The following is a 22840-nucleotide window of genomic DNA, read 5'->3' as shown; positions in this document are numbered from 1 at the left end:
GCGCTTGTCGGCCACTTCCGGTCATTCGGCATTGGGTGGCGCTGGACACTCGATCGGCTGCTCAACTCGTCTAACCGGCCATACGAATTCCAGGGTCGTGGAAGTTGTTCAGAATAGTGTTTCGCTCTTCACTGAACACGTGTGAAGCCGATCTTCAGCCCACGGATGTGAACATGGAATATGTGCGGGATACACCGGCTTACTCTGGATGGCTAAAGAATGGTTACGTGGGGTAGAGTCTCACGAGCGCGTTCTTCGACAAGATGCTCCATTTGATCCGTGGATCTTGGCACCGGGGCGATGACGACCACTGCGCGCGCGAGTGGGCGTGGTCGACCTCGCCATCCGCCGTGGACTTTTATGACCGCGCGAGCACGCCACGAAGCACGAGTTCGCAGATGAATTCTTCGTAGCGTCTGCTTTCGGCCAGGACGTCGATCGTCTTTGCACGAGCAAAGCGCAGCATGGGCAAACCGGTGACGAAGGACTCGCACATGCCTACGACCGCGAGAAAGAGCTGCTGCCCATCGACCGCGCGCATCGACTGGTCAGCGACCCCGGAGTCGATGATCGCCTGATAGGCGCGCATGCCACTGTCGGTCAGCCTTTCCATCAGGCGCCGTGCGGTCGGATCAGCAGACTCCATCACCTCCTGCGCGATGAGCTGGTGAAAGAAGGGATACTCGACCTGCAGCGCCATCAGCGACCTGATCCGTGCCTTCAGCGCCTCCTGTGGTGTGCCATCGGACGCGGCGACGAAGCGATCGACACGATGCGCAAACTGCTCTGTGAGCCTTTCGGCGACGGCGAGCAGCATGCTTTGGCCGTCGCGGAAGTAATAGCGCGCGAGAGATGGGTCGACGCCCGCAAGACGCGCCACCTCCGAGCGCGTGATCTTGCTTGGAGGAAGCTTGCGCAGAAGCTCGCACGCACATTCGACGATGGTGTCACGTCCGATCGCCGGTGCGTCGGCGCCCGGACGTCCACTCGGTCGCTTGACCGCGCGTGGTTTGCGCTTCGTTCCGGCTTGCGGTGTGACAGTGGCTGGCTTTGGCATCGCGTCTGAAAGTTGGAGAGCGGCGCTTTACAGACCTTCCCGGGCCGCGACGGAAGGCGCTTCCGACTTGCTGCGCCGGAAGGCGATTGTCAGCAAAAGCCAGAGCGTTTTCAAGTCGAGCAGCTTGAGCGCCGCGCGCGCCTCCTCCGGCCGCAACTCCGCCGACATCGGCATGGCGCCGAAGATCATGCCTTTTACGACGAGGCTGGACCCCTCGCGTTCGAACGACGTCACCGTCATCATTTCCTGACCATCCGAAGAATAAATTTTCATACAGCCGCCTTGCGTACGCGATCGAAGTTGAGACCGATGTCCGAGAATACGTTCATCACGGTGTTGCGTCCCGCGCCGAACACGCTGCCGCCAGGGTGCATGAACGGGCCGACGAGATAGAGGCGTTTCACGCCCGGAACGCGATAGTCCGAGAGCTCAGGCGTCGGGCGATTGCCGCCGCTCTGGAAGAAGTTGCCGCCGAGCCCGTGAATATCTCCCTCGACGAAACTGTTGGGTGAATCGCGTTCGTGATCCAGCGGGCTTTGAACTTCACGCGCGAGGATGTTGCCCTCATCGAGATTGCTTACGAACTTGCGGGCGCCTTCGAGCGCCTGTTCGCCGATCTCGTGCTTCACTTCGTCCCAGCGCGCCGCGCCGCCTTCCGCGAGCCGATACGGCACGAACGCCTGCGTGAACGCGATGCCCTTGCCGGCAGGCGCGCGCGTCGCATCGATACGCGTCTGGTCCTGACCGGAAAGAATCTGGTTAGCGGGAATCTCGCCGTGCCGCAGCGGATCGTATTCCTTGAGGAACTCCGACAGTCTGTCCGTATGGCAGTACTGAACCATCTGACAGCTTTCGAGCGACTTGCCCGCGCGGAATTCGAGCGGCTGGTCGAGCGCCATGTGCACCTGAAGCACATTGAACGACGAGAATTTGCCGGCTTTGGCGCGCTTGATGAGCGGCGGCGCGAGGCCATCCACGAAGCGGTCGAGCACCTTCGGGTGAATCGCCGCGATGACCGCATCGCGCGCCATGTATTGCTCGCCGTCGGTGGTCTCGAGACCGACCGCGCGATCGCCGCTCGTGAGCACCTTGCGCACTTCACGATTGCAGACCACTTCACCGCCGAAGTGCCGAATGCATTGCACGAGCGCATCCGACAGCTTGCCGCTGCCGCCGATGGGTTTCGGCGATCCGAACTTGTGCATCAGTGCCGGGAACAGGAACAGGCCCATCGCGGTGCCGCCTTCGTCGGGAAAGTGCAGCAGTTCGGCTGAAGGCTTCAGCATGTGGATCTTCACCTGCTCGTTCTCGAACATGTCGTCGACGAAGTCCAGCGGGCTGCGCGTCATCATCTGGAAGATGTCGCGGCCTTCAGGGCTTTGCGAAAGCATCGCGAGAAACGGGCCGGTCGGCGCGGGCGGCGCGTACATGCCCTGCAGGAACATCGGCAGGAGCTTTTCGCTTTGCGCGGCGAAGCGTCGATAGGTCTCGGCGTCCTTCTCGGAGAACTTCGCGATCGACTCGCAGGTCTGGTCCGAGTTGCGATGCGTGACGATGTGGCTGCCATCGGCGAAGAGTGTGGCTTGCGGCTTGTCCATCGCGACGTACTTCAACCCGAAGCGTGACAAAAGGCCGAGTTCGTCCTCGGTCATCATCGGATTGCCGGCCAGCATGACGTGCGACGACGAGTGCGTGTCGTGATGAAATCCGGGCAAGGTGATCTCGCGAGTGACCACGCCGCCTCCGTAGAAGGACGCGCGCTCCAGAACGAGCACGCTCTTGCCCGCCTTGGCGAGATAAGCGGCGGCGACGAGCCCGTTGTGGCCCGCGCCCATGACGACGACATCGAATTGCGGCATTACATGTCTCCTGATGAATCGGTGTTCCGGATCAAGCGGAATAGAAGTTGGGATCGAGGCCGGCGCGCGCGAAGTCCACCAGCGCCTCTTCGTAGTCGGGCTCGGAGGAAATTGCGAAGCGTTCCTCGCGCAGCCCTTGCCGCAGGCGCGTCGCGCAATCGGTCATGCTTCCGGGAGTCGCCAGTTCGCCGGGCGTGCGCTCGAACCAGCCCATGCGTTGCGGATAGGTGAGCCCATCGGGACGCGTGGCGGTGAGTCCTGGGCAGAACAGCGACACGCCGATGCCATGCGGTTTCATCGCGCAGGACAACGCATAGGTCCACGCCAGCACGGCGCCTTTCGATGTCACGTAGGGCATCAAATGCTGCACGACCGGATTCGGCCGGATCACGAGCGACGAAGCCGTATTGACGATGTAGCCGCTACGTCGCTCGATCATGTCAGGCACAAACGCCTCGACCATGCGGACGTCGCCGAGCACGTTGATCTCGAACGATTGACGATAACGGTCAAGATCGATCGTGCGCACGTCGCCGGGGCCGAACTGCTGTGCGGCGGCGTTGTTGATGAGCACGTCGACGCGTCCGAAGCGCTCGACGATGCGCCCGCGCGCCGCTTCGATGGACGCTGCATCGCCGACATCGCACGTGACGGCGAGCGATTGCGCGCCACTTTCGGCGAGCGCCGCGGCCACAGCGTGCGCGCGCGCCGCATCGATATCGGCGATCACGGCGCGTGCGCCTTCGCCTGCGAGCTGGTGCGCGAGCGCCTCGCCGATGCCGCGCCCCGCGCCCGTGATAAGCACCACCTTCCCGTTGAAATCCATGCTCTCCGACTCCTTTGCTCTTTATTACTATCGATGGTAATTTAGCGCGTGCCGACTGGCCTTTCAATACGCAATGACGCGCTCGGGGGTTTACCCGTGGAACAACGAACACGCTGGCGACCTGCGGATCGTCGCGCGCCGACAGGGCAGCGCGCCACGAGCACCGTGCCGCTAGAACGCCGTACGCATGCCGACGATGAACGAGGTGGAATTCTTTCCGAGGTAAGCGGTCGTCACGGTCGAAACCGGTGTGCTACCCGACGCGCTGGTCGCCTGATAGTAGGCGTTCTCGCCGTTCCAGACCTTGCTTACGCCCGCATACACGATGGTGCGTTTCGAGAGGCTGTAGTCCACGCGCACGCTCGCGGAATCGGCGTTTGCATTGGCGACGGCCTGATCGCGCGTGAGGCCGTAGTCGAAGCGCACGGACGTCGCCCCGAACGGAATGGCAAGCGCAAAGTCGACGTTATAGCGGTTCACCGCCGCCGTGCCGGTGGCATCGGTGGTGAAGACGCGCTGATACAGCACGTAGGGAATGGCATAGGCGAAGGCGTAGCTCGCGCCGGCGGTGACCATCGAGAGCATCGAATTGGGGAAATTCACGTCATGCGGCGATTTCGAGCGATAGAAGCCGCCTGCCACGCGCAGCCCGCCGAAATCGTATTGGCCCTTCACCTCCCAGAGATTGCCCGCGGCGTTGCCATTGGCGCCGAAGGAATATTGGGCATCGAGCACCAGGCCGTACAGCGAAGGCGATTCGTAACGCACCGTGTTGTTGGTGTTCATCACCGTGTAGCCCTGAAACAGAAACGCGTTCTCGGAAGCGCCCCAGCGCGCCATCCAGAAGCTCGACAAAATGTCGTTTTGCAGCGTCGTCACACGGCCCATGCGCAATTCACCGTATGCGTCGTTGCGCAGGGCCAGATAGGCATTGCGGCTGAAAAAGGACGTCGCGCCCACGCCAGTGTTCGGATTGAACGGCGCTTCCAGATCGAAGAGTGCTTTCGTGCCGCCGCCGAGGTCTTCGACGCCCGACAGGAAGAAGCGGCTTTGATTGAGCGCGCCGTTGCCGAGTCCGTTCACCGTGCCCTGCCCGGTGATGGCGTGCTGAAAATAGCTATCGACATATCCGCCGAGCGTAACCGAACTTTGCGCATGCGCGCCGAGGGAAACGCAGGTGCCAAGCGCCGCGACGGCGGCGAGTCGTTGGGATCTCATCCAGTCTCCAGACATCGTTGTTTTATTCGCTTCACATGGCGCGCCTGCAGTGGGCGGCGCCGTGAATCCAGTTCGTCGAGTTGCCACGAGCGAAAGTTAATGGAGTGGGACTCGGAAAACCATTGCTAGAGGAGCAAACCAGTTGTGCGGGATTGGCGACGCGGCGCGTTCCTTCCGACGCACAACTGGTTTGCCGGTTTGGCGATAGGCAAGGGCGCTCGGCGCCCCTACAGTCTTCCGAAAACCGGGCGAAACCGGCTGGCCGGGACGAACGAGGCACGGGCGGCGCGGGCGGCCACAACATGGAGCGAGACATGGCAGGAAGACTGAGCGGCAAGGTGGCGCTGGTGACGGGTATCGGTGGCGGCATCGGTAAAGGATGCGCGATGCTGTTCGCGCAGGAAGGTGCGACCGTGATCGGCTGCGACATCGATGCACGCACCGCCGCCGCCACCGCCGACGAGGCACGCGAGCGCGGTCTGTCCATCGATGCCGTGGCGCCGTGCGATCTTACCCAACCGGAAGACGTGCGGCGCTTCATCGAGCATGCGGGGGAGCGTTACGGACGCATCGACGTGCTGCTCAACGCGGCGGCGATCCCGCCCCACATGGCGTCCGTGGCCGAGATGGACTACGCGAGCCAGTGGACCCCGACGATGGTCGGCGAGGTCGATCTGGTGTTTCTCGCCTGCAAGCTCGCGTGGCCATATCTCCAGCGCAGCGCGGCGGCCTCGATCATCAACTTCGCGTCGGTGTCGGCGTTTCGCGCGTCGGTGAGCTTCGGCATGGCCGCGCATTGCGCGGGAAAGGCGGCGGTGCTCGCGATGACGCGCCAGCTCGCGCTCGAAGGCGGCCCGACGATCCGCGCCAACACCATCTCGCCCGGCCTCATCGTCACGCCCGCGACGGAATACGCGGGCGCCACGCAAGGCGAAGTGCGCGAGCGCCTGCTCGCGCGCATTCCGATGAAACGGCTCGGCCGCCCGGAAGACATCGCGTGGTGCGCGGTCTATCTCGCTTCCGACGAATCGGGCTGGGTGACCGGCGCCAATTTTCCCGTTGACGGAGGTGTGATGGCCGGCTGAAGCTAACGCGTCCCTGCCGGATGCGCAAAGAGGAGACACGATGCGCACCGAAATCGGCAAATCAGAACGACACAGAGGATCGACACCCATGAAGTCACGCTTTTTCTACGGCTGGATCATTACATTCGCGTCGGGATTCGGCATCGCCTGCAGTTTCGCGGTGCTGATTCCGGCGACGCTCGGCCTGCTCGCCGGCCCGCTCAACCGCGAGTTCGGCTGGTCCGTGCAGCAGGTCATGGCCGCGAACATCTTCACGACGACGGCGGGCGTGCTGGTCGGACCGTTCATCGGCGCGCTCGTCGACCGGCTCGGCGCGCGCAAGGTCATCATCGCTTCGTTCGTCATCGAGGCGCTCATCATTCTGTCGTTTCGCTTCATGAGCGATTCGCTCGTGCTGTTCTACGCGCGCTTCGCCGCCTTCGCGCTGTTGTGCAGCGGCTGCACCGCGATCGGCTTCACGACGATGATCTCGCGCTGGTTCCATCGCAGGCGCGGCCTCGCGCTCGGCGTGGCGCTCGCGGGCACGGGGCTCGGCGGCGTGCTGTGGTCGCTCGCGGTCAGCACGATGTTCGCGTCGATCGGCTGGCGCGCGTCGTTCGGCTGGTTCGCGGCCTTCATCGGCCTGTTCGCCGCGCCGATGCTGTACATGATCCTGCGCGACGAGCCCGCTTCGATGGGCCTGCGCGTCGATGGCGGCGCGCCAGGCAGCGACACGACCATCAACCGCGACTGGGGCATGAGCCTGCACGAGGCCGCGCGCACGCGGCAGTTCTGGATGCTGCTCGCGGTGTCGTTCCTCGTCGCGTTCGGCGTGCAGAGCATCATGTTCAACCTCGTGCCCATCGTGAAGAAGGCGGGCGATCCGGCCAACATCGCGGGCATCATCCAGGCGTCGCTGTGGGGCGCGCTCGTGTTCGGGCGGATCATCACCGGTTGGCTGCTCGACCGCTTCTTCGCGGCGCGCGTCGCGATGGCCTTCCTGCTGCTGCCGGTCATCGGCGCGGCGATGTTTGCCACCGGCGCGACGGGGTCGTCGGCCTTCGTCGCGGCGATGCTGATCGGTCTCGCGGCGGGCGCGGAAGTCGACACCTTCGCGTACATGGCGAGCCGCTACTTCGGACTAAAGCACTACAGCCGCATCTACGGGGCGTGCTTCTCGCTGTTCGCGCTCGGCTCGGGCATCGGCCCGGTCACCACGGCGCATATCGGGCAGGGCGCGGGCGGCTATGGCCCGGCTTTGTGGACGCTGGTCGTCGTGCTGCTCGCCGCCGCCGCGCTGCTCATGTTCTTCCGCCGCTTTCCCGCGGAACAGGAGCCGCTTTTCATGAAGGTCGATAGCCGGCTCGAAACGGGCTCGGCGCATCCCTGACGCGATCGCGCAACGAAAGAGATTTGGAGAAGACGGATGGATATCGCAGTGAACGAAAGCAATGAACTGGATGCGCTCGAAGGCAAGGTGTTCTGGCAGGGCGACGAAGGATACGAAGACGCGCGCGGCGCCGCGGTGTGGCGCGCGAACAAGCCGAACCGCTATCCGAAGGTGATCGTCGTGGCGGAAAGCGCCGCTGAAGTCGCGATCGCCGTGCGCCATGCCGCGAAGCATGGCCTGAAGGTCGGTGTGCGCTCGGGCGGGCATAGCTGGACCTCGCCGCATCTGCGCGACGGCGCGATGCTGATCGACGTGTCGCGGCTCAACAGCATCGACGTGGATACCGAAACGCGTCATGTCTGGGTCGGTCCCGGCGCGAAGGGCGAGAAGGTCAACGACGCGCTCAAGCCGCACGGTCTCATCGTGCCGACGGGCCATCATTCGACGGTCGCGGTCGGCGGCTTTCTGATGTGCGGCGGTTTCGGCTGGAACTCGCGTCTGTGGGGTAACGGCTGCGCGCAGATCGCGGGTGTCGAGGTGGTGACAGCGCAAGGCGAAATCATCTACGCGGACGAGCATACGAACCGCGACTTCTGGTGGGCCGTGCGCGGCTCGGGCGCGGGTTACTTCGGCGTGGTGACGCGCTTCAGGCTGACGGCGCATCCGCTACCCGCCGTGATGAAGAGCAGCGTCTATGTTTATCCCGCCGATGTGCTCGAAGAGCTGCTCACCTGGGCGCGCGAGATCGCGAACGACGTGCCGCCGTTCGTCGAACTGGTGATTACATCGACGGCGCACGATCCGGACGGCAACTGGGCGCCGGTGCGTCTGACGCTCTCCGCGCTCGCCATCACCAACACGGACGAACAGGCCGACGAAGCGCTCGCGATGTTCGAGCGGTGCCCGGTGGTGGATCGCGCGACCAAACGCAAAACCTTCCAGCCGACGAACCTGACCGAGCGTTACGTAAGCGGCACGGCCGCCGATCCCGTGGGCTATCGCTACGCCTGCGACAATCTCTACACGAACGCGCCGGCGGGCGAACTGATTCCGCGCATGCGTGAGCTTTTCACGTCGCTGCCGACACCGCGCTCCCATGTGTTCTGGTTCAACTGGGGACCGGTGAAGCCGCTCGGCGATCTGGTGCTGTCGGTGCAGGGCGATATCTATCTGGGCGCGTATTCGATCTGGAGCGATCCATCGGAGGACGCCGCGATGGATGCGTGGCCCGTCGAGCAGATGCGCAAGCTGGAAGACCTTTCGGCGGGCGGTCAGATGAACGACGAGAACATGCTCGCACGCCCCGACAAATATCTTTCCGACGAAGTCAGCGACAAGCTCGAACGTCTGCGCGCGCAGCACGATCCAAACGGCGTGTTCCTGTCCTTCCTGACGGCGGAGACGCGCTGATGAGCAGCCTGCCTGCATCGCGCCGCTTCGATTACATCGTCGTGGGCGGCGGCTCGGCGGGCTGCGCGCTCGCCGCGCGGCTCTCCGAGGATGCCTCCGTGCGCGTGCTGTTGCTCGAAGCCGGGCCGGACCGCCGTCATCGCTACATGCCGATGCCCGCCGCGTTCTATGCGCTGCTCAAGGAGCCGTCGCTGATGTGGGGCTACAGCAGCGCGGCCGAACCGCATGCCGACGACCGCGCGCTGCCGCTTCAGCGCGGCAAGGTGCTCGGCGGCACGGGCGCGATCAACGGCATGACATACGCGCGCGGCGATCGCCAGGATTACGACGACTGGGCGGCGGCCGGCGCGACGGGTTGGGACTACGCGAACGTGCTGCCTTACTTCCGGCGCGCGGAGTCGAGCTGGCGCGGCGAGACGCCCTGGCACGGCGGCAGCGGGCCGCTCGCGGTGAGCCGTGGCGAGCCCGTCGACGATCCCTTTCATCCCGCGATGATGCAGGCGGCCGCGCATCTCGGCGAGCGCATCAACGACGACTACTGCGGCCCGTCGCTCGAAGGCTTCGCGAATGTCGAGTTCACCATCGGCGGAGGCAGGCGGGCGAGCACGGCGGAGCGCTATCTGCGACCCGCGATGCGGCGGCCCAATCTCACCGTCGAATGCAATGCGCTCGCGAGCCGCATCCTGTTTTCCGGGCGGCGCGCCGTGGGCGTGGAGTATCGACGCGACGGGGCCATGGCGAGCGTGTTCGCGGAGCGCGAAATCGTCGTCGCGGGCGGCGCGTACAACTCGCCGCAATTGCTGATGCTCTCCGGCATCGGCCAGGCGGACGAACTGCGCGCGCTCGGCATCGATCCGGTCGCGGACCTTCCGGGCGTCGGGCGCAATCTGCAGGATCACGTCGTCGTCGCGATGATGTATCGCGCGCTCGGCGACGTGACCTTCAACCGCTTCTTGCGCTTCGATCGCGCGGCGCGGGCGGTGCTGCAATGGAAGCTCTTCGGCACCGGCGCGTTCGCACAGATTCCGCTGTCCTGCTGGGCGTTTCGCAAGACGTTGCCGACGCTCGAACGGCCGGACGTGCAGTTCTTCTTCAGCCCCGTATCGATGGATGCGCGCCTCTGGTTTCCCGGCGTGCGCGGCCCGACCTCCAACATCGTGACGGCGCGCAATGCGCTGTTGCGGCCGAAGAGCCGGGGCGTGCTGCGGCTTCAGTCGCGCGATCCGGCGGCGCCGCCGCAGGTCGTGTCGAACATGCTCGCGGATGCCGAGGACCGCGAGTCGCTCGTGCGCGCGATCCGACAGACGCGCGAGCTGTTCTCGATGCCCTCGCTGCGCGCGCTCGTCGACGATGAAGTCGCGCCGGGTCCGGCCCGGTCGAGCGATGCCGATCTGCAGGCCTTTCTGCGGCAGAACGCGCGCACCGCGTGTCATCCGTGTGGCACCTGCGCGATCGGCATCGACAGTCATGCCGTGGTCGATCCGCACTTGCGTGTGCATGGCATCGAAGGACTGCGCATCGCCGATGCCTCCGTGATGCCCAATGTCGTCAGCGGCAACCTGAATGCGCCGACCATCATGGTCGCGGAAAAAGCGGCGGATCTGCTGCTCGGACGCGCGCTGCCGCCCGCTGTTTTTGCGCAGGATGCGGAGGGCATAGAGCCGTCGCGTGAACGCGTTCATTGAACGCATCAAGGGCTTCACGTGTGCATGCAAAGCACAACTGGTTTGCAGCGCGAACCCCTTAAAACACGCGATATCGCTCGTTAGACTGGTGCCATCGACCGGGCGCGGGAAGCATGCGCCGCGCGTCTTTCCAAACGTCTTCAAAGGCCAGGCCAGATGACTTCAGTCTTGTTCAGGAACGTGAATATTTTCGATGGCAGCGGCGCGGAGCCGTTCGCCGGTGCGGTGCGCGTCGAGGGGCAGCGCATCGTGAGCGTGACGCGCGGCACGCAGCCCGTCGACGAAGGCGATGCGCGCGTGATCGACGGCAACGGCGCGACGCTGATGCCCGGCCTGATCGAGGCGCACGCGCATCTGTCGTTCGCATCGTCGACGGGGCGCATCATTCGCGAGCGCACTCTGCCGGCGGAAGAGCATCTGCTCATCACGGCGCACAACGCGGCCGTGCTGCTCGACAGCGGTTTCACGAGCGCGTATTCGGCGGGCTCGAAGGGCGCGCGCTTCGAAGTGGCGCTGAAGAAGGAGATCGACGGCGGCTATCTGCCGGGACCGCGCCTCGTGCCGTCCACGTTCGAACGCGCCGCCGATGCCGACAAGTCGCGCAGCGGTCCCGAAGCGCTCGCGCAGTTCATCGCGCATGCCGCGCAGGACGGCGTGCAGTCCGTCAAGCTGCTCTTGTCCGGCGACGACGCGTTCGGCAAGGGCGGCTCGCTCGATGTCGAATACACCGACGAGGAAGTGGCCGCGGCGGGCGTCGCCGCGCGCGGGCAGGGCATCTGGCTCGCCGCGCACGCACAGGCGCCCGAGGCCGTGAAGATGGCCGCGCGCCACGGCTTTCGCGTGATCTATCACTGCACGCACGCGGACGAGGAAGCGCTCGATCTGCTCGAAGCGCGCCGCGACGATGTCTTCACCGCGCCGGCCATCGGTATCGTGTATGCGAAGGCGTATCTCGGCGAAGCGTTCGGCTTCACGCGCGAAGTGGCGGAGAAAAACGGCTACTTCGATGCGCTCGAACGCAACATCGAGGTCTATGCACGCATGCGCAAGCGCGGCATTCGCGTGCTGCCGGGCGGCGACTACGGTTTTCCGTGGAATCCGATCGGCGAGAACGCCCGCGATCTCGAACTCTTCGTCAAGCTGTTCTCGTGGCCCGCGAAGGACGTGCTCGTCGCCGCGACCCAATGGGGCGCGGATCTCATGGGCATGGGTTCCGAACTCGGGCAGATCAGGGAGAGCTTTCTCGCCGATCTGCTGCTGGTCGACGGCAATCCGCTCGACGACGTCACGATTCTTCAGGACCGCGCGAAGCTGCTCGCGATCATGAAGGACGGCGCGTTCCGCAAGGCGCCCGCGCCCGCGCGGCAGGTGAGCGAAACGGCGGAATTCGCGCGCTGACATGCGTCTCGCGGGTTGTTGCGAATGGAGACTTCGCGCGGCCCGCGCCTATACTGTCTGTCCTGCAATACGAGAGCACGAACGGCCGGAGACATCGATGGACCTCGCAAAACTGGAGGCGTTCGCTTGCGTCGCGGAGCTCGGCAGCCTGTCGAAAGCCGCCGCGCGTTACGGGCTCGTGCCGTCGGCGCTGAGCCGCCAGTTGTCCGCGCTGGAAACGGAATGCCGTGGACGCCTGCTGCATCGCACGGGGCGCGGCGTCTCGCTTACCGAACTGGGCGAACGCATCCTGCCGAAAGCGCGCGCGCTGCTCAATGACGCCAAATCGCTCGAAGCCGAAATCAGCGAGAGCGCGGGCACGGTGCGCGGCACCGTGCGCATCGCCTGCCTGCCGTCCATCGCCAGTTCATTGATGACCAAGGTCGTTAGCGAGGCGCGAAAGGCGCTGCCCGATGTGATCATTCACGCGTCGGAGGGCTTAAGCGGCAACATCGAACAATGGCTGGCGACGGGCGTCTGCGATCTCGGCTTCGTGCTGCGCAAAGGCGCGGGCTGCGTGTTCGAGCAGCCCGTCGCGAAGATTCAGCTTTGCCTCGTCGGTCCGCCCGGCGATCCGCTCACGCAGGATGAAACCATTCCGCTCGCGCGGCTTGCGGGCGTGCCGGTGCTTCAACCCGGTGCGCCGAACGCGATGCGCCTGAGCCTGGAGCACACCGCGCGTCAGCATGGCTTTAGCTGGAACGTGGTCGCGGAGATGGAGTCGGTCGCGCTGACGAAGGAGATGGTCATCGCGGGCGTCGGCTATGGCGTGCTTTCGATGGCCTCGGTGCTGCCCGAGATTCAGCGCGGACGCCTGAGCGCCGCGTGCATCGTCGAGCCCGTGCTGGAGCGGCCGATCTACCTGAGCGCATCATCGACACGGCCTTCGACGGTCGCGGTGCGTCATGTGTCGCGGCTGATCCGCGAAGCGGCGCAGGAGCTCGCGCCCGCGATGGGCTGGACCTTTCCCGCAGAGGGTCTCGATCTCGCGCCTGAAGACGGCGCGCTCGACGCCGATTGAGCGGTTTATCGGCAGCCGTTCCCGTTTGCTCATAGCTGCTTTGCCGGGCGTGGCGTAGGCAGGCGCAAAACGCTCGCATACAGTCTCTCTAAACGATGCACGAAGGGAGACGAGTCTTGTACCAGGCAGAAGCGAGCGGCTTTCACGATACCGGCGAAGTGAGCCTGCGCTATGACGTGCGCGGCAGCGGGGCAGGGATGGTGCTGTTCCATGAACTGGGCGGCAGCGTGCATAGCTGGGACGGCGTGATCGACGCGTTGAGCGCGCGGTTCCGCGTGCTGCGTTTCGATCAGCGCGGACACGGCCTGTCCGAAAAGGTGCGCCGTCACTTTTGCATGACGGATCATGCGAACGATGCGATGCAGCTCGCGCGGCATATCGAGTTCGATGGGCGGCTGTGGCTCGTCGGCGTCGCGGCGGGCGCGGCCGCCGCGCTGGCATTCGCCGCGCGTTTCGCGGATCGCGTCGCGGGAATCGTGCTCTGCGCGCCCGCGCTTTCGACGGATGCCGCGCGCCGTTCATATCTCGAAGCGCGCATGCAGCAAGCGGAGCGATCCGGCATGCGCGCCATCGCCGATGCATCGCTGGACCGTTCTTATCCCGCCGATCAACGCGCGGACAAGCGCTTCGACACGTATCGCGCGCGCTGGCTCGCCAACGATCCGGTGTCCTATGGTCTCGCCAATCGCGCGCTGATCGACTTCACGCTCGATGATCGGCTTTCATCAATCGACTATCCGTGTCTGCTGCTGGCGGGCAGACGCGATCCGCTGCGTCCGCCTTCCTACGTGCGGTCGCTGGTGCCGCTCTTCGCGGATGCGCGCTACGCCGAGCTCGATTGCGCTCACGTGATGCCGGTCCAGGCGCCCGATGAACTCGCCCGGCACATTCTCGACTTCACGCGTGACCGCCGCGCGCATCCCGGAGTACACGCATGACGTCAAACGCTCTCTTGCTCGTTTTGATGGAGCCGCCCGCGGCCCTCGAAGAAGAGTTCAACGATTGGTACGACACCGAGCATTTTCCGCAGCGCCGCGCGATGCCGGGCTTCGAGTCGGCATCTCGCTGGGTGTGCGTGGATGGCTGGCCGCGCTATGGCGCGCTCTACGATCTCGAATCGCCCGATGCGCTGCGCAGCGACGCCTATCTCGCCGCATCCGGCGCGCAGTCCACGCCGTGGAGCAAGCGCATGCTGCCGCGCACGTGTGGACGTCGCAGGGTCATCGCGACGGCTTTGAGCGCAAATCCGCCGCACTGCGATGACCGTCCGGTATCCCGCCTGCTCATCGCTTGCTATCCACGCGTGAAGGAGTCGCACGCGCTGCTCGCGCAGGCTCACGAACGTCTCGGCGCGCGCGACGATGTCGTGCATGTTCGTGGCTTCGAAGCGCGCGAGGACGACGCCACGTCGCTCTGGCTGATGGTCGGCTTCAATGCGCCGATCTCGGCCACGGCGCTTCACGAGCCGCTGGCAGCGCTGAAGGGACACGGCGCGAACGTGTTCAACCTGTACGTTCCCTACACGCGAGGCTGACGGCATGAGCAACACGACCACGCTTCATGCATCGCGCCGGGGTGAATGCTTTCACCTGCACACGCCGCGCGGACCGCTGAATGTCAGACTGGACGGCAACGCCAATGGTCCCGCGATCGTCTTCAGCAATTCCCATGCGACCGATCTTTCGCTGTGGTCCGCGCAAGCCGCTTCGCTCGCGGATCGATGCAACGTGATTCGCTACGATCAGCGCGGACACGGCATGACGCCCGTGTCGTCGGATGAAGTGACCTTCGACACGCTCGCGCAGGATGTCGTGGCCGTTCTCGATGCGCTCGATGTCGAACGCGCGCTGCTCGTCGGCGTATCGATGGGCGCGGTGACGATGCTGCGTTGCGCGGCATTGCATCCGTCGCGCGTGGCGGGCGTGCTCGCCTGCGATGGTCAGTGGGCCGCGCCATCCGGCGCGCGCGAGACCTGGCACGCACGCATGCGCATCGCGATGGACGAAGGCATGGCGGCGCTCGTCGAACCCACGGTGTCGCGCTGGTTCACGGCAGGCTCGCTCGCCCACGCGACGGATGGCGTGCTGCACGCGCGACGCATGATCGGCGCGACCTCCGCCGCGGGCTACATCGCCGCCGCCCGCGCGATGCAGTCGTACGACTTTCGCGCGGACTATCCGCATCTGCGCGTGCCGGTGCGCTATGTCGCCGGCGCGAACGATGGCGCGCTCCCCGCCGTGATGCGGCAAATGAGCGACGCAACCCCTGACGCGCGCTACATGACGATTCCCGACGCGGGCCATCTGCCCAATCTCGAACGCCCCGACGCATTCAACGACGTGCTCCGATGTTTCGTCGCGGAGCTGACATGACTTCACGACCAACACCCATGAAACGAATCGCCGATCTCAATGTATCCGCGCTCGACGCGGAACAGGCGCAAGTACACGCGGCCATCGCGGCCGGTCCGCGCGGCGGCGTGCGTGGACCGCTGGCCGTGTGGTTACGTCGGCCGAAGCTGGCCATGCATGCGCAGGCGTTGGGCCAGTATTGCCGCTACGAAACCTGTCTGCCCGCGCGGTTGTCCGAGCTCGCCATCATCGTGACGGGCGCGATCTGGCAATCGCCGTACGAGTGGGAAGCGCACGCGCCGCTCGCGTTGCAGGCGGGCATCGCGCCCGATATCGTCGATGCCATTCGCGATGGCGTCACGCCGGCCTTCACGGCGTGCGATGAGCAGGCCGTGCACGACTTCGTGACCGCGCTGCATCGCGAGCGCGCCGTCTCCGATGCACTGTACGCGCACGCCGTCGAGGTGCTCGGGCAGGACGCGGTGATCGATCTCGTCGGCCTGGCGGGCTACTACACGCTGATCTCGATGACGATCAACGCGTTCGGCGTTCAAGCAAAGCAGGCGGTGACGTTCGGCGGAGACCGCTCATGATGCGCACGGATATCGTCGAGATCGACAGCGGGCGCATCGAAGGTCTCGTCAGCGAAGACGGCGCCTGCCGCGTGTTCAAAGGCATTCCGTTCGCCGCGCCGCCCGTCGGTCCGTTGCGCTGGCGCGCGCCGCAGCCGGTCGAGCCGTGGCAGGGCGTGCGGCGCGCCGATCGCTTCGGCCCCGCGCCGGTGCAGCCGCTCATCGCGGGCGACAGCATCATGCGGCAGTTCTCGTTCGCGAGTCCGCCCGAATGCGGCATCAGCGAAGATTGCCTGTATCTGAACGTATGGGCCGGCGCGCGTGCTTCCGGCGAGAAGCGGCCCGTGATCGTGTGGATCTTCGGCGGCGGGCATCGGGTCGGCAGCGCGTCGCATCCTGTCGCGGACGGCACTCAGCTCGCGAAGCTCGGCGCGGTCGTCGTGTCGGTGAGCTACCGGCTCGGCGCGCTCGGCTATCTCGCGCATCCCGAGTTGACGCGCGAGTCGGGCGCGTCGGGCAACTACGCTGGTCTCGACCTCGTGGCCGCGTTGCAATGGGTGAGGCGCAACATCGACGCGTTCGGCGGCGATCCTTCCTGCGTGACGCTCTTCGGCCAATCGGCGGGCGCGGCGCATGTGAACGTGCTTGCCGCGTCGCCGCGCGCGCGGGGGCTGTTTCATCGCGTGATCGTGCATAGCTCCGGGCGCTTCGCAGGCGGGCCGATGGGCGCGCCGATGAAAACGCTCGCCGAAGCGGAACAGGACGGCGAACGTCTACTCGCTAGCCTCGGCGCTCGCTCGCTCGATGAACTGCGCAACATGCCCGCCGATGCCATGACGGGTCCGCGCGGCATGTGGAATCCGATCATCGACGGCACGCTTCTCGCCGACAGCGTGCAGGCCGTGTTCGAACGCGGCGGCGAAACGCGCGTGCCCGTGCTCACGGGCTATACGTCGAATGAAGCCGCGCCGTATCCGCAGACCGATCTGCATACGCGCGAAGGCTTCATGCGTCACGCATCGAATACTTATGGCGACGACGCCGAGGCTTTCCTGCGGCTCTATCCGCATGCGACGGACGAAGAGGCCGCGCAGTCCAGCTATCTGCTCCGGCGCGACACGGCGTTCGCCTATCAGCCGTACAAGTACGCGCAGTTTGCGGCGCGCGCGGGCATCGCGGATACCTGGCTCTTCAATTTCGAGCGTGACGTTCCCTTGCCGCAGACGGCGCGCTTTCACGAACCGGCGCCGCCGCACGGCTACGGCGCGTATCACGGCGCGGAGCTCTGGTATGTGTTCGATACCCTGAAGCAGCAGCCCTGGGCGTGGACGGCGCAAGACGCGCTCATCGCGCATCACATGTCGCGCAGATGGGTGGCTTTCGCGCGCACCGGCAATCCGAATGTCGACGGCCTGCCCGCATGGCCCGCCTTCACGCCGCAAGCGCCGCTCGCGATGCGCTTCGGCGATCGCATCGAAGCAGGCGAGCCGCTCAATCGTGAAGCGCTCGAATTTCACGACGCCCGGTTTCAGCGCGCGCGCTCGGCCGCGCGTGAGACCGTTCCGAACGCATGAAGAGCATGAACACTACGTGGAGACCCGTTCAATGAGCAGCATCGAATTCTGGCATGACCATGCGGGCATCAGCGTGCCCAATCTCGACGAATCGATCGCTTGGTACGAAGGCGTGCTCGGTTTCACCGTCGAGCGCCGCAACACCATCGAATCGATTCCCGCCGAAGTGGCGATCCTGATCAACGGCAACCTGCGCCTCGAACTGTTTCAGGTGCCGGGCGCCAAGCCGCCCGCGGAAGACCGCAGCCTGCCGAACGAAGACCTCAAGACCTTCGGCAACAAGCACGTCTCGTTCGCGGCGGAAGATGTGTTCGCGCTTGCCGACGAACTCAAGGCGCGCGGCGCCGATATCGTCTGGGTCAAGAAGTTTCCCTTCGGCTCGAATCTTTTCATGCGCGACAACGCGGGCAACCTGATCGAGTTCGTGCAGCGCGCGAAGCCGCCGACTCAGCCCGCCACGCTCTGATCGCAACGAGGAGACGACATCATGCAAAGCCTCTGTCTCGCCGATGCCAGCCGCATTATCGAAGCCGCGCTCGCCGCCGCGCGCAAGCGCAATCACAAGCCGATGACAATCGTCGTGCTCGATGACGCCGGGCATCTGAAGGCCATGCAGCGCGAAGACGGCGGGAGCATGCTGCGCTTCGATATCGCGCAGGGCAAGGCGTATGCGGCTGCCGGCATGGGCGTCGCGAGCCGCGCGTTGCTCGAACGCGCCAAGGAGAACCCCGCGTTCTTCGGCGCGCTCTCGGCGACCGCGCAGGGCAAGTTCGTCCCGCAAACGGGTGCGGTCGTGATCGTCGGCGGCGAGGGGCAGATGCTGGGCGCGGTCGGCGCGAGCGGCGGTACGGGCGACGAGGACGAAGCCATCTGCATCGCCGGCGTGGAAGCGGCTGGCTTCACGCATCGCTGAGGCGCCCATGCATCACACGATCCATTGCTCATGCGCGAAGGGCGGCGTCGATATCCATACGCATGTCGTGCCCGCATCGTTTCCGGCGAGCGTCGCGGGACGCGTACCGGATGGCTGGCCTTCGATGGAGCCCGCGCACGCGTGCCATCGTCACGTGATGATCGACGGCAAGCGCTACCGGACCGTCTCCGAGCAGTGCTGGGACGTGCCGCGCCGCATCGCCGATATGGACGCACAGCGCATCGGCCTGCAGGCGCTCTCGCCGATGCCGGAGCTGCTCTCGTACTGGATGAGCGAAGCCGACGCGCTGCCGTTGCTGCACTACGTGAACGACGTCATCGGCGAGATGGTGGCGCAAAGCGGCGGCCGCATGATCGGACTCGGCGCGGTGCCGCTGCAAAACGTCGATACGGCCATCGCTGAACTGGAGCGGCTGATGCGCCAGCCGGGCTTCGCGGGCGTCGAGATCGGCAGCAACGTGAACGGCGCGCCCATCGGCGCAATGCAGTTCGATCCGTTCTTTGAAGCGGCCGAAGCGCTCGGCGCGGCCGTGTTCGTGCATGCGCTGCGGCCCGCGGGCAAGGAACGGCTCATCGGTCCGCCGCAACTGGTTCAGGCGCTCGCCTATCCGACCGATGTCGGGCTCGCGGCGGCTTCGGCCATCTGCACGAATCTGATGGTGCGCCGACCGCGCCTGCGGATCGCGTTCAGTCATGGCGGCGGCACGCTCGCATCGCTGCTGCCGAGGCTCGAACAGGCTCACACGGTGTTCGCGCCGCTCGGCGATGCCATCGAGATGACGCCCGTCGAACAGGCGCGCCGCATGTATTACGACGCGCTCGTGTTCGACGCGCCGACGCTCGCGCATTTGCGGACGATGTTCGGCGATACGCGAATCATGCTCGGCACCGATTATCCGTTCGCCTTCTCCGATACCGCCGCGCGCGAACGCATCGAACGCGCCGTGCCGGACGAGGACGTTCGCGAGCGCCTGATCCATCGAAACGCCGAGTGCTTTCTCGGCCTGCAATGAAGGAGTCACAGATGACACAGGGCCTCGTCACCGCATTGCGCGGGATCGATATCGGCGTGCCGGATCTCGATCTGGCCACGCAGTTCTACACCGGGACATGGCGGCTGTCCGTCGCCGCGCGCGATGCCGATACGGTCTATCTGCGCGGCACCGGCGACGCACATCACGTGCTCGCCCTGCATCGCAGCGAGACGCCGCAGGTGCGCGCCGTGGTGTTTGGCGTGCCGTCCATCGAGGCGCTGCACACGCTGGCGCGCACGATCCCCGAGTATGGCGGCGCGATCCTGAGCGGCCCGGAGGCATCGGCGGATCCGGCGGGCGGCGTCGAACTGGTCGCGCGCGATCCGCAAGGGCGGCGCTTTCGCTTCGTGACCGGCGACGCGCGTCATGCCGATACGCAAGCCGCCGCCGACCGTCCCGTGAAGATCACGCATGTGGTGCTCAACAGCGAGAACGTCGCGGTCGCGCAGCGCTTCTTCGAGGACGCGCTCGGTTTCCGGCTTTCCGACCGGACGCGAATCATGGCGTTCATGCGCTGCGGTTCCGACCATCACAGCATCGCGCTGGCGGATGCCGAGGAGAACAGCCTCAACCACGTCGCGTTCCTGATGCCCGATCTCGACTCCGTGATGCGCGGCGGCGGACGCATGAACGACGCGGGCTATCCGATCGAATGGGGCGTCGGGCGGCACGGGCCGGGCAACAACGCGTTCGCCTATTTCGTGGGGCCGTTCGATTTCGTCATCGAGTACACGGCGGAAGTGCAGCAGGTGGACGACACCTACAAAACCGGCGGACCGGAAGACTGGAAATGGCCGCCGGGACGCATCGATCAATGGGGCATCGGCAAAGCGCCGTCGCCCCGGCTGAAAGCCGCGCAGAAGGCGATTTTCTTTGCGCAAGACAGCGCGTTGCAGGCCTGAGCGTTTCGACGCCTTGGACAATTTCGAATTCATTTTGAGGACTCTTACGTTGAAGCTGATCACATACAAGACCGAAGCGGGATATCGCCTCGGCGTGCTGGACCAGGAACAGGTCGTCGATCTGGCGAAGGCGGACGCGTCGATTCCCGCCGATCTGCGCGAGGCGTTGCGTGCCGGCGTCGATATCGTGGCGGCGGCGCGCAAGGCGCTGGACGACAGCGGGAACGAACGCATGCCGATGGCATCGCTCGAACTCGCGCCGCTCGTTCCCGAGCCGGGCAAGATCGTCTGCCTCGGTCATAACTACTACGACCACGCGAAGGAAGGCGGCAATCTCAAGCCGGAATATCCGCTGATCTTCTTCCGTGGAGCCAGCTCGCTGATCGCGCATGGCGATCCGGTAATTCGTCCGCAAGTGTCGGAGAAGCTCGATTACGAAGCGGAACTCGTGATGGTGATCGGCAAGCGTGCGCGGCATGTGAAGCGCGAGAACGCGCTGGACTACGCGTTCGGCTATGCCTGCTTCAACGATGTCTCCGTGCGCGACTATCAGAAGCGCACGAGCCAATGGACCATCGGCAAGAATTTCGATGGTACCGGCGCGTTCGGCCCGTGGCTCGTCACCGCCGACGAGGTTCCGCCCGGCGCGGCAGGTCTGGATCTGCGGCTGCGTCTGAACGGCGAGGTGATGCAGCGCGCCAACACGTCGGACATGATCTGGAGCGTCGCGGAAACCATCGAGCTGCTGACCGAATGCCTGACGCTCGAACCCGGCGATGTCGTGGTGATGGGCACGCCCGCGGGCGTCGGCTGGGCGCGCAATCCGCCCGTGTGGCTTAAGCACGGAGACACGGTCGCTGTCGAGATCGATGGCATCGGCGTGCTGAAGAACGTGGTGCAAGACGAGGCGCGGACGCAATGACGGCCAACGATGAACAGTTCGATGTGGTCGTCGTCGGCTTCGGTCCGTCCGGGGCGGTGGCGGCCGGATTGCTGGGGCAGAAGGGCATCCGCACGCTCTGCGTCGACCGCGCGAAGGAGGTGTACGACAAGCCGCGCGCGATCGCCGTCGATCACGAGATCATGCGGGTGTTCCAGGGAATGGGCGTCGCGGATCGCGTGATGAAGCACGTCGCGGCGTTTCCGGCTTCCGAGTTCTATGGCGTGGATGGCCGTCTGATCAAGCGCATCGACACCGTGCCGCAGCCGTATCCGCTCGGCTACACGCCGACCATGGTGTTCACCCAGCCTCCCGTGGAAGCGGCGTTGCGCGAGCATGCGGCATCGTATCCGAGTGTCGAGGTCGCGCTCGGGACCGAGCTTGCCGGCTTTTCCGAGGAAGGGGATAGCGTGCATGTCGAACTTCGTGCGGAGGACGGCGGCATTCGGCGCGTGACATGCGGGTATCTCATCGGTTGCGATGGCGCGTCGAGCACGGTGCGCGCGTCGCTCGGCATCGCGTATGAAGACCTGGAATTCGATGAGCCGTGGCTTGTCGTCGATGTGAAGGTCAACGAGCGAGGCCTGGCGAAGCTGCCGAAGACTGCCATCCAGTATTGCGAGCCGAGCCGCCCGTGCACGTATATCGTCGGGCCGGGCGGGCATCGGCGCTGGGAAATCATGTTGCAGGAGGACGAAGATCCGGCGCACATGCAGCAGGCGCAGCAGGTCTGGAAGCTGCTCGAACGATGGATGACGCCCGAGGACGGCGAGTTGTGGCGCGCGGCGAGCTATCGCTTCCATGCGCTGGTCGCGAAAGCGTGGCGGCGCGGGCGCGTTTTCATCGCCGGCGATGCGGCGCATCAACAGCCTCCGTTCATCGGTCAGGGCATGTGTCAGGGCATCCGCGATGTGACCAATCTGATCTGGAAGCTGGACGCCGTCATGCGGGGCGCGGCGTCGGATGCACTGCTCGACAGCTACGAAACGGAACGCAAGGCGCATGTTCGCGAGTTGACGACGCGCATCAAAGCGCTCGGCCGTGTCATCTGCGAACGCGATACCGCGGCGGCTTGCGCACGCGATCAACGTCTGATCGACGAGGCGGGCGGGACGATCCGCACGGTCACGCGGCAGGAGATCGTTCCCGGATTGCGCGACGGCATGCTGAGCGGCACGGCGCATCCGGCCAACGGCACGCTGTTTCCGCAGCCCCGCGTGCGTGACGACGCCACAGTGAAGTTGCTCGATGAAGTCATCGGCGGCGGATGGCGCGTCGTGGTCGCCGATCCATCGCTGGTCAGCGACGGCGCGCGCGCCAGAGCGGCGGAACTGGGCGTGCATTGGTCCTGCTTGCAGCCGAATCCGCGCGACGCGGGGTTCGATGGACAGGTCGTGCAGGAGACTGAAGGCGTGCTCGCGGGATGGTTCGAAAAGCATCAGTGCGGCGCTGCAATCGTGCGGCCCGATCACTACGTCTATGGTGTTTCCAGTGACGCGGCGCTTCTGGCAGGACAACTCGACGACTTGAGCGCCACGTTGCGCTAGCGTCGTCGTAACGCTCGTAA

At 65.3% G+C, this 22840-nt stretch carries 22 protein-coding genes; 17 read left to right on the top strand and 5 right to left on the bottom strand.

Annotated features, from left to right (window positions below; all coding sequences use genetic code 11):
• Nucleotides 1-358 precede the first annotated feature (358 nt).
• From P9250_RS30690 to P9250_RS30670, 5 genes are all read right to left on the bottom strand, one after another.
• Entirely contained in the window at nt 359-1057 is a 699-nt protein-coding gene (locus P9250_RS30690; protein ID WP_310397012.1) for a TetR family transcriptional regulator C-terminal domain-containing protein, read from the bottom strand.
• A gap of 27 nt (nt 1058-1084) precedes the next feature.
• A complete protein-coding gene (locus P9250_RS30685) occupies nt 1085-1330 on the bottom strand; it encodes a hypothetical protein (protein ID WP_310397010.1) in 246 nt (81 codons plus the stop codon).
• Complete coding sequence (locus P9250_RS30680; protein ID WP_310397009.1) at nt 1327-2916, bottom strand: NAD(P)/FAD-dependent oxidoreductase; 1590 nt, start codon at nt 2914-2916, stop codon at nt 1327-1329. The genes P9250_RS30685 and P9250_RS30680 overlap by 4 nt, the downstream gene beginning before the upstream one ends.
• Nucleotides 2917-2947: 31 nt before the next feature.
• Nucleotides 2948-3742 carry an SDR family NAD(P)-dependent oxidoreductase gene (locus P9250_RS30675; RefSeq protein WP_310397007.1) on the bottom strand — a complete coding sequence of 265 codons (795 nt, stop codon included), beginning with the start codon at nt 3740-3742 and terminating at the stop codon, nt 2948-2950.
• Nucleotides 3743-3913: 171 nt separating this feature from the next.
• Complete coding sequence (locus P9250_RS30670) at nt 3914-4960, bottom strand: porin (protein WP_310397005.1); 1047 nt, start codon at nt 4958-4960, stop codon at nt 3914-3916.
• A 314-nt stretch (nt 4961-5274) separates the two neighbouring features.
• On the opposite strand from P9250_RS30670, the gene P9250_RS30665 reads away from it, so the two are divergent.
• The 17 genes from P9250_RS30665 (at nt 5275) to P9250_RS30585 (ending at nt 22820) form a co-directional block, all read left to right on the top strand.
• Nucleotides 5275-6045, top strand: a complete 771-nt coding sequence (locus P9250_RS30665; RefSeq protein WP_310397003.1) for an SDR family oxidoreductase — start codon at nt 5275-5277, stop codon at nt 6043-6045.
• Between the two features lie 88 nt (nt 6046-6133).
• Nucleotides 6134-7414: an MFS transporter gene (locus P9250_RS30660; protein WP_310397002.1), complete on the top strand. Its 1281-nt coding sequence runs from the start codon at nt 6134-6136 to the stop codon at nt 7412-7414.
• 36 nt (nt 7415-7450) lie between these two features.
• Nucleotides 7451-8824: an FAD-binding oxidoreductase gene (locus P9250_RS30655; protein WP_310397000.1), complete on the top strand. Its 1374-nt coding sequence runs from the start codon at nt 7451-7453 to the stop codon at nt 8822-8824.
• The gene (locus P9250_RS30650) at nt 8824-10509 is read left to right on the top strand and encodes a GMC family oxidoreductase N-terminal domain-containing protein (protein WP_310396997.1); all 1686 of its coding nucleotides are present in this window, start codon (nt 8824-8826) and stop codon (nt 10507-10509) included. Before P9250_RS30655 ends, P9250_RS30650 begins: the two co-directional genes overlap by 1 nt.
• A 156-nt stretch (nt 10510-10665) precedes the next feature.
• A complete protein-coding gene (locus P9250_RS30645; RefSeq protein ID WP_310396995.1) occupies nt 10666-11907 on the top strand; it encodes an amidohydrolase family protein in 1242 nt (413 codons plus the stop codon).
• 97 nt (nt 11908-12004) lie between these two features.
• Nucleotides 12005-12967, top strand: coding sequence for a LysR family transcriptional regulator (locus P9250_RS30640; protein WP_310396993.1), 963 nt, complete (start codon nt 12005-12007; stop codon nt 12965-12967).
• Between the two features lie 116 nt (nt 12968-13083).
• The gene (locus P9250_RS30635) at nt 13084-13905 is read left to right on the top strand and encodes an alpha/beta hydrolase (protein WP_310396991.1); all 822 of its coding nucleotides are present in this window, start codon (nt 13084-13086) and stop codon (nt 13903-13905) included.
• Nucleotides 13902-14501: a DUF4286 family protein gene (locus P9250_RS30630; protein WP_310396989.1), complete on the top strand. Its 600-nt coding sequence runs from the start codon at nt 13902-13904 to the stop codon at nt 14499-14501. The genes P9250_RS30635 and P9250_RS30630 overlap by 4 nt, the downstream gene beginning before the upstream one ends.
• A gap of 4 nt (nt 14502-14505) precedes the next feature.
• Nucleotides 14506-15339 carry an alpha/beta fold hydrolase gene (locus tag P9250_RS30625; protein ID WP_310396987.1) on the top strand — a complete coding sequence of 278 codons (834 nt, stop codon included), beginning with the start codon at nt 14506-14508 and terminating at the stop codon, nt 15337-15339.
• 17 nt (nt 15340-15356) lie between these two features.
• Nucleotides 15357-15911, top strand: a complete 555-nt coding sequence (locus tag P9250_RS30620) for a carboxymuconolactone decarboxylase family protein (protein WP_310396985.1) — start codon at nt 15357-15359, stop codon at nt 15909-15911.
• A complete protein-coding gene (locus P9250_RS30615; protein ID WP_310396984.1) occupies nt 15908-17464 on the top strand; it encodes a carboxylesterase family protein in 1557 nt (518 codons plus the stop codon). The genes P9250_RS30620 and P9250_RS30615 overlap by 4 nt, the downstream gene beginning before the upstream one ends.
• A gap of 31 nt (nt 17465-17495) precedes the next feature.
• Entirely contained in the window at nt 17496-17930 is a 435-nt protein-coding gene (locus P9250_RS30610; RefSeq protein ID WP_310396983.1) for a VOC family protein, read from the top strand.
• 21 nt (nt 17931-17951) lie between these two features.
• Nucleotides 17952-18377, top strand: coding sequence for a heme-binding protein (locus P9250_RS30605; protein WP_310396981.1), 426 nt, complete (start codon nt 17952-17954; stop codon nt 18375-18377).
• A 7-nt stretch (nt 18378-18384) separates the two neighbouring features.
• Nucleotides 18385-19410: an amidohydrolase family protein gene (locus P9250_RS30600; RefSeq protein ID WP_310396979.1), complete on the top strand. Its 1026-nt coding sequence runs from the start codon at nt 18385-18387 to the stop codon at nt 19408-19410.
• 11 nt (nt 19411-19421) lie between these two features.
• Nucleotides 19422-20333: a VOC family protein gene (locus P9250_RS30595; RefSeq protein ID WP_310396977.1), complete on the top strand. Its 912-nt coding sequence runs from the start codon at nt 19422-19424 to the stop codon at nt 20331-20333.
• A gap of 49 nt (nt 20334-20382) precedes the next feature.
• The gene (locus P9250_RS30590; protein WP_310396976.1) at nt 20383-21255 is read left to right on the top strand and encodes a fumarylacetoacetate hydrolase family protein; all 873 of its coding nucleotides are present in this window, start codon (nt 20383-20385) and stop codon (nt 21253-21255) included.
• On the top strand, nt 21252-22820 hold the full coding sequence (locus P9250_RS30585) for a bifunctional 3-(3-hydroxy-phenyl)propionate/3-hydroxycinnamic acid hydroxylase (RefSeq protein ID WP_310396975.1): 1569 nt from the start codon (nt 21252-21254) through the stop codon (nt 22818-22820). Before P9250_RS30590 ends, P9250_RS30585 begins: the two co-directional genes overlap by 4 nt.
• Nucleotides 22821-22840: the final 20 nt, after the last annotated feature.

The sequence above is a fragment of the Caballeronia sp. LP006 genome (assembly GCF_031450995.1).
Lineage (GTDB): Bacteria > Pseudomonadota > Gammaproteobacteria > Burkholderiales > Burkholderiaceae > Caballeronia.
Note: the sequence above shows the minus strand (reverse complement) of the source record. Positions and strands in the feature narration are given on the sequence as shown.

Excerpts from the sequence above, each read along its gene's own strand:
- P9250_RS30690 (WP_310397012.1), bottom strand. The coding sequence starts at position 1,057 with ATGCCAAAGCCAGCCACTGTCACACCGCAAGCCGGAACGAAGCGCAAA.
- P9250_RS30685 (WP_310397010.1), bottom strand. The coding sequence starts at position 1,330 with ATGAAAATTTATTCTTCGGATGGTCAGGAAATGATGACGGTGACGTCG.
- P9250_RS30680 (WP_310397009.1), bottom strand. The coding sequence starts at position 2,916 with ATGCCGCAATTCGATGTCGTCGTCATGGGCGCGGGCCACAACGGGCTC.
- P9250_RS30675 (WP_310397007.1), bottom strand. The coding sequence starts at position 3,742 with ATGGATTTCAACGGGAAGGTGGTGCTTATCACGGGCGCGGGGCGCGGC.
- P9250_RS30670 (WP_310397005.1), bottom strand. The coding sequence starts at position 4,960 with ATGAGATCCCAACGACTCGCCGCCGTCGCGGCGCTTGGCACCTGCGTT.
- P9250_RS30665 (WP_310397003.1), top strand. The coding sequence starts at position 5,275 with ATGGCAGGAAGACTGAGCGGCAAGGTGGCGCTGGTGACGGGTATCGGT.
- P9250_RS30660 (WP_310397002.1), top strand. The coding sequence starts at position 6,134 with ATGAAGTCACGCTTTTTCTACGGCTGGATCATTACATTCGCGTCGGGA.
- P9250_RS30655 (WP_310397000.1), top strand. The coding sequence starts at position 7,451 with ATGGATATCGCAGTGAACGAAAGCAATGAACTGGATGCGCTCGAAGGC.
- P9250_RS30650 (WP_310396997.1), top strand. The coding sequence starts at position 8,824 with ATGAGCAGCCTGCCTGCATCGCGCCGCTTCGATTACATCGTCGTGGGC.
- P9250_RS30645 (WP_310396995.1), top strand. The coding sequence starts at position 10,666 with ATGACTTCAGTCTTGTTCAGGAACGTGAATATTTTCGATGGCAGCGGC.
- P9250_RS30640 (WP_310396993.1), top strand. The coding sequence starts at position 12,005 with ATGGACCTCGCAAAACTGGAGGCGTTCGCTTGCGTCGCGGAGCTCGGC.
- P9250_RS30630 (WP_310396989.1), top strand. The coding sequence starts at position 13,902 with ATGACGTCAAACGCTCTCTTGCTCGTTTTGATGGAGCCGCCCGCGGCC.
- P9250_RS30625 (WP_310396987.1), top strand. The coding sequence starts at position 14,506 with ATGAGCAACACGACCACGCTTCATGCATCGCGCCGGGGTGAATGCTTT.
- P9250_RS30620 (WP_310396985.1), top strand. The coding sequence starts at position 15,357 with ATGAAACGAATCGCCGATCTCAATGTATCCGCGCTCGACGCGGAACAG.
- P9250_RS30615 (WP_310396984.1), top strand. The coding sequence starts at position 15,908 with ATGATGCGCACGGATATCGTCGAGATCGACAGCGGGCGCATCGAAGGT.
- P9250_RS30610 (WP_310396983.1), top strand. The coding sequence starts at position 17,496 with ATGAGCAGCATCGAATTCTGGCATGACCATGCGGGCATCAGCGTGCCC.
- P9250_RS30605 (WP_310396981.1), top strand. The coding sequence starts at position 17,952 with ATGCAAAGCCTCTGTCTCGCCGATGCCAGCCGCATTATCGAAGCCGCG.
- P9250_RS30600 (WP_310396979.1), top strand. The coding sequence starts at position 18,385 with ATGCATCACACGATCCATTGCTCATGCGCGAAGGGCGGCGTCGATATC.
- P9250_RS30595 (WP_310396977.1), top strand. The coding sequence starts at position 19,422 with ATGACACAGGGCCTCGTCACCGCATTGCGCGGGATCGATATCGGCGTG.
- P9250_RS30585 (WP_310396975.1), top strand. The coding sequence starts at position 21,252 with ATGACGGCCAACGATGAACAGTTCGATGTGGTCGTCGTCGGCTTCGGT.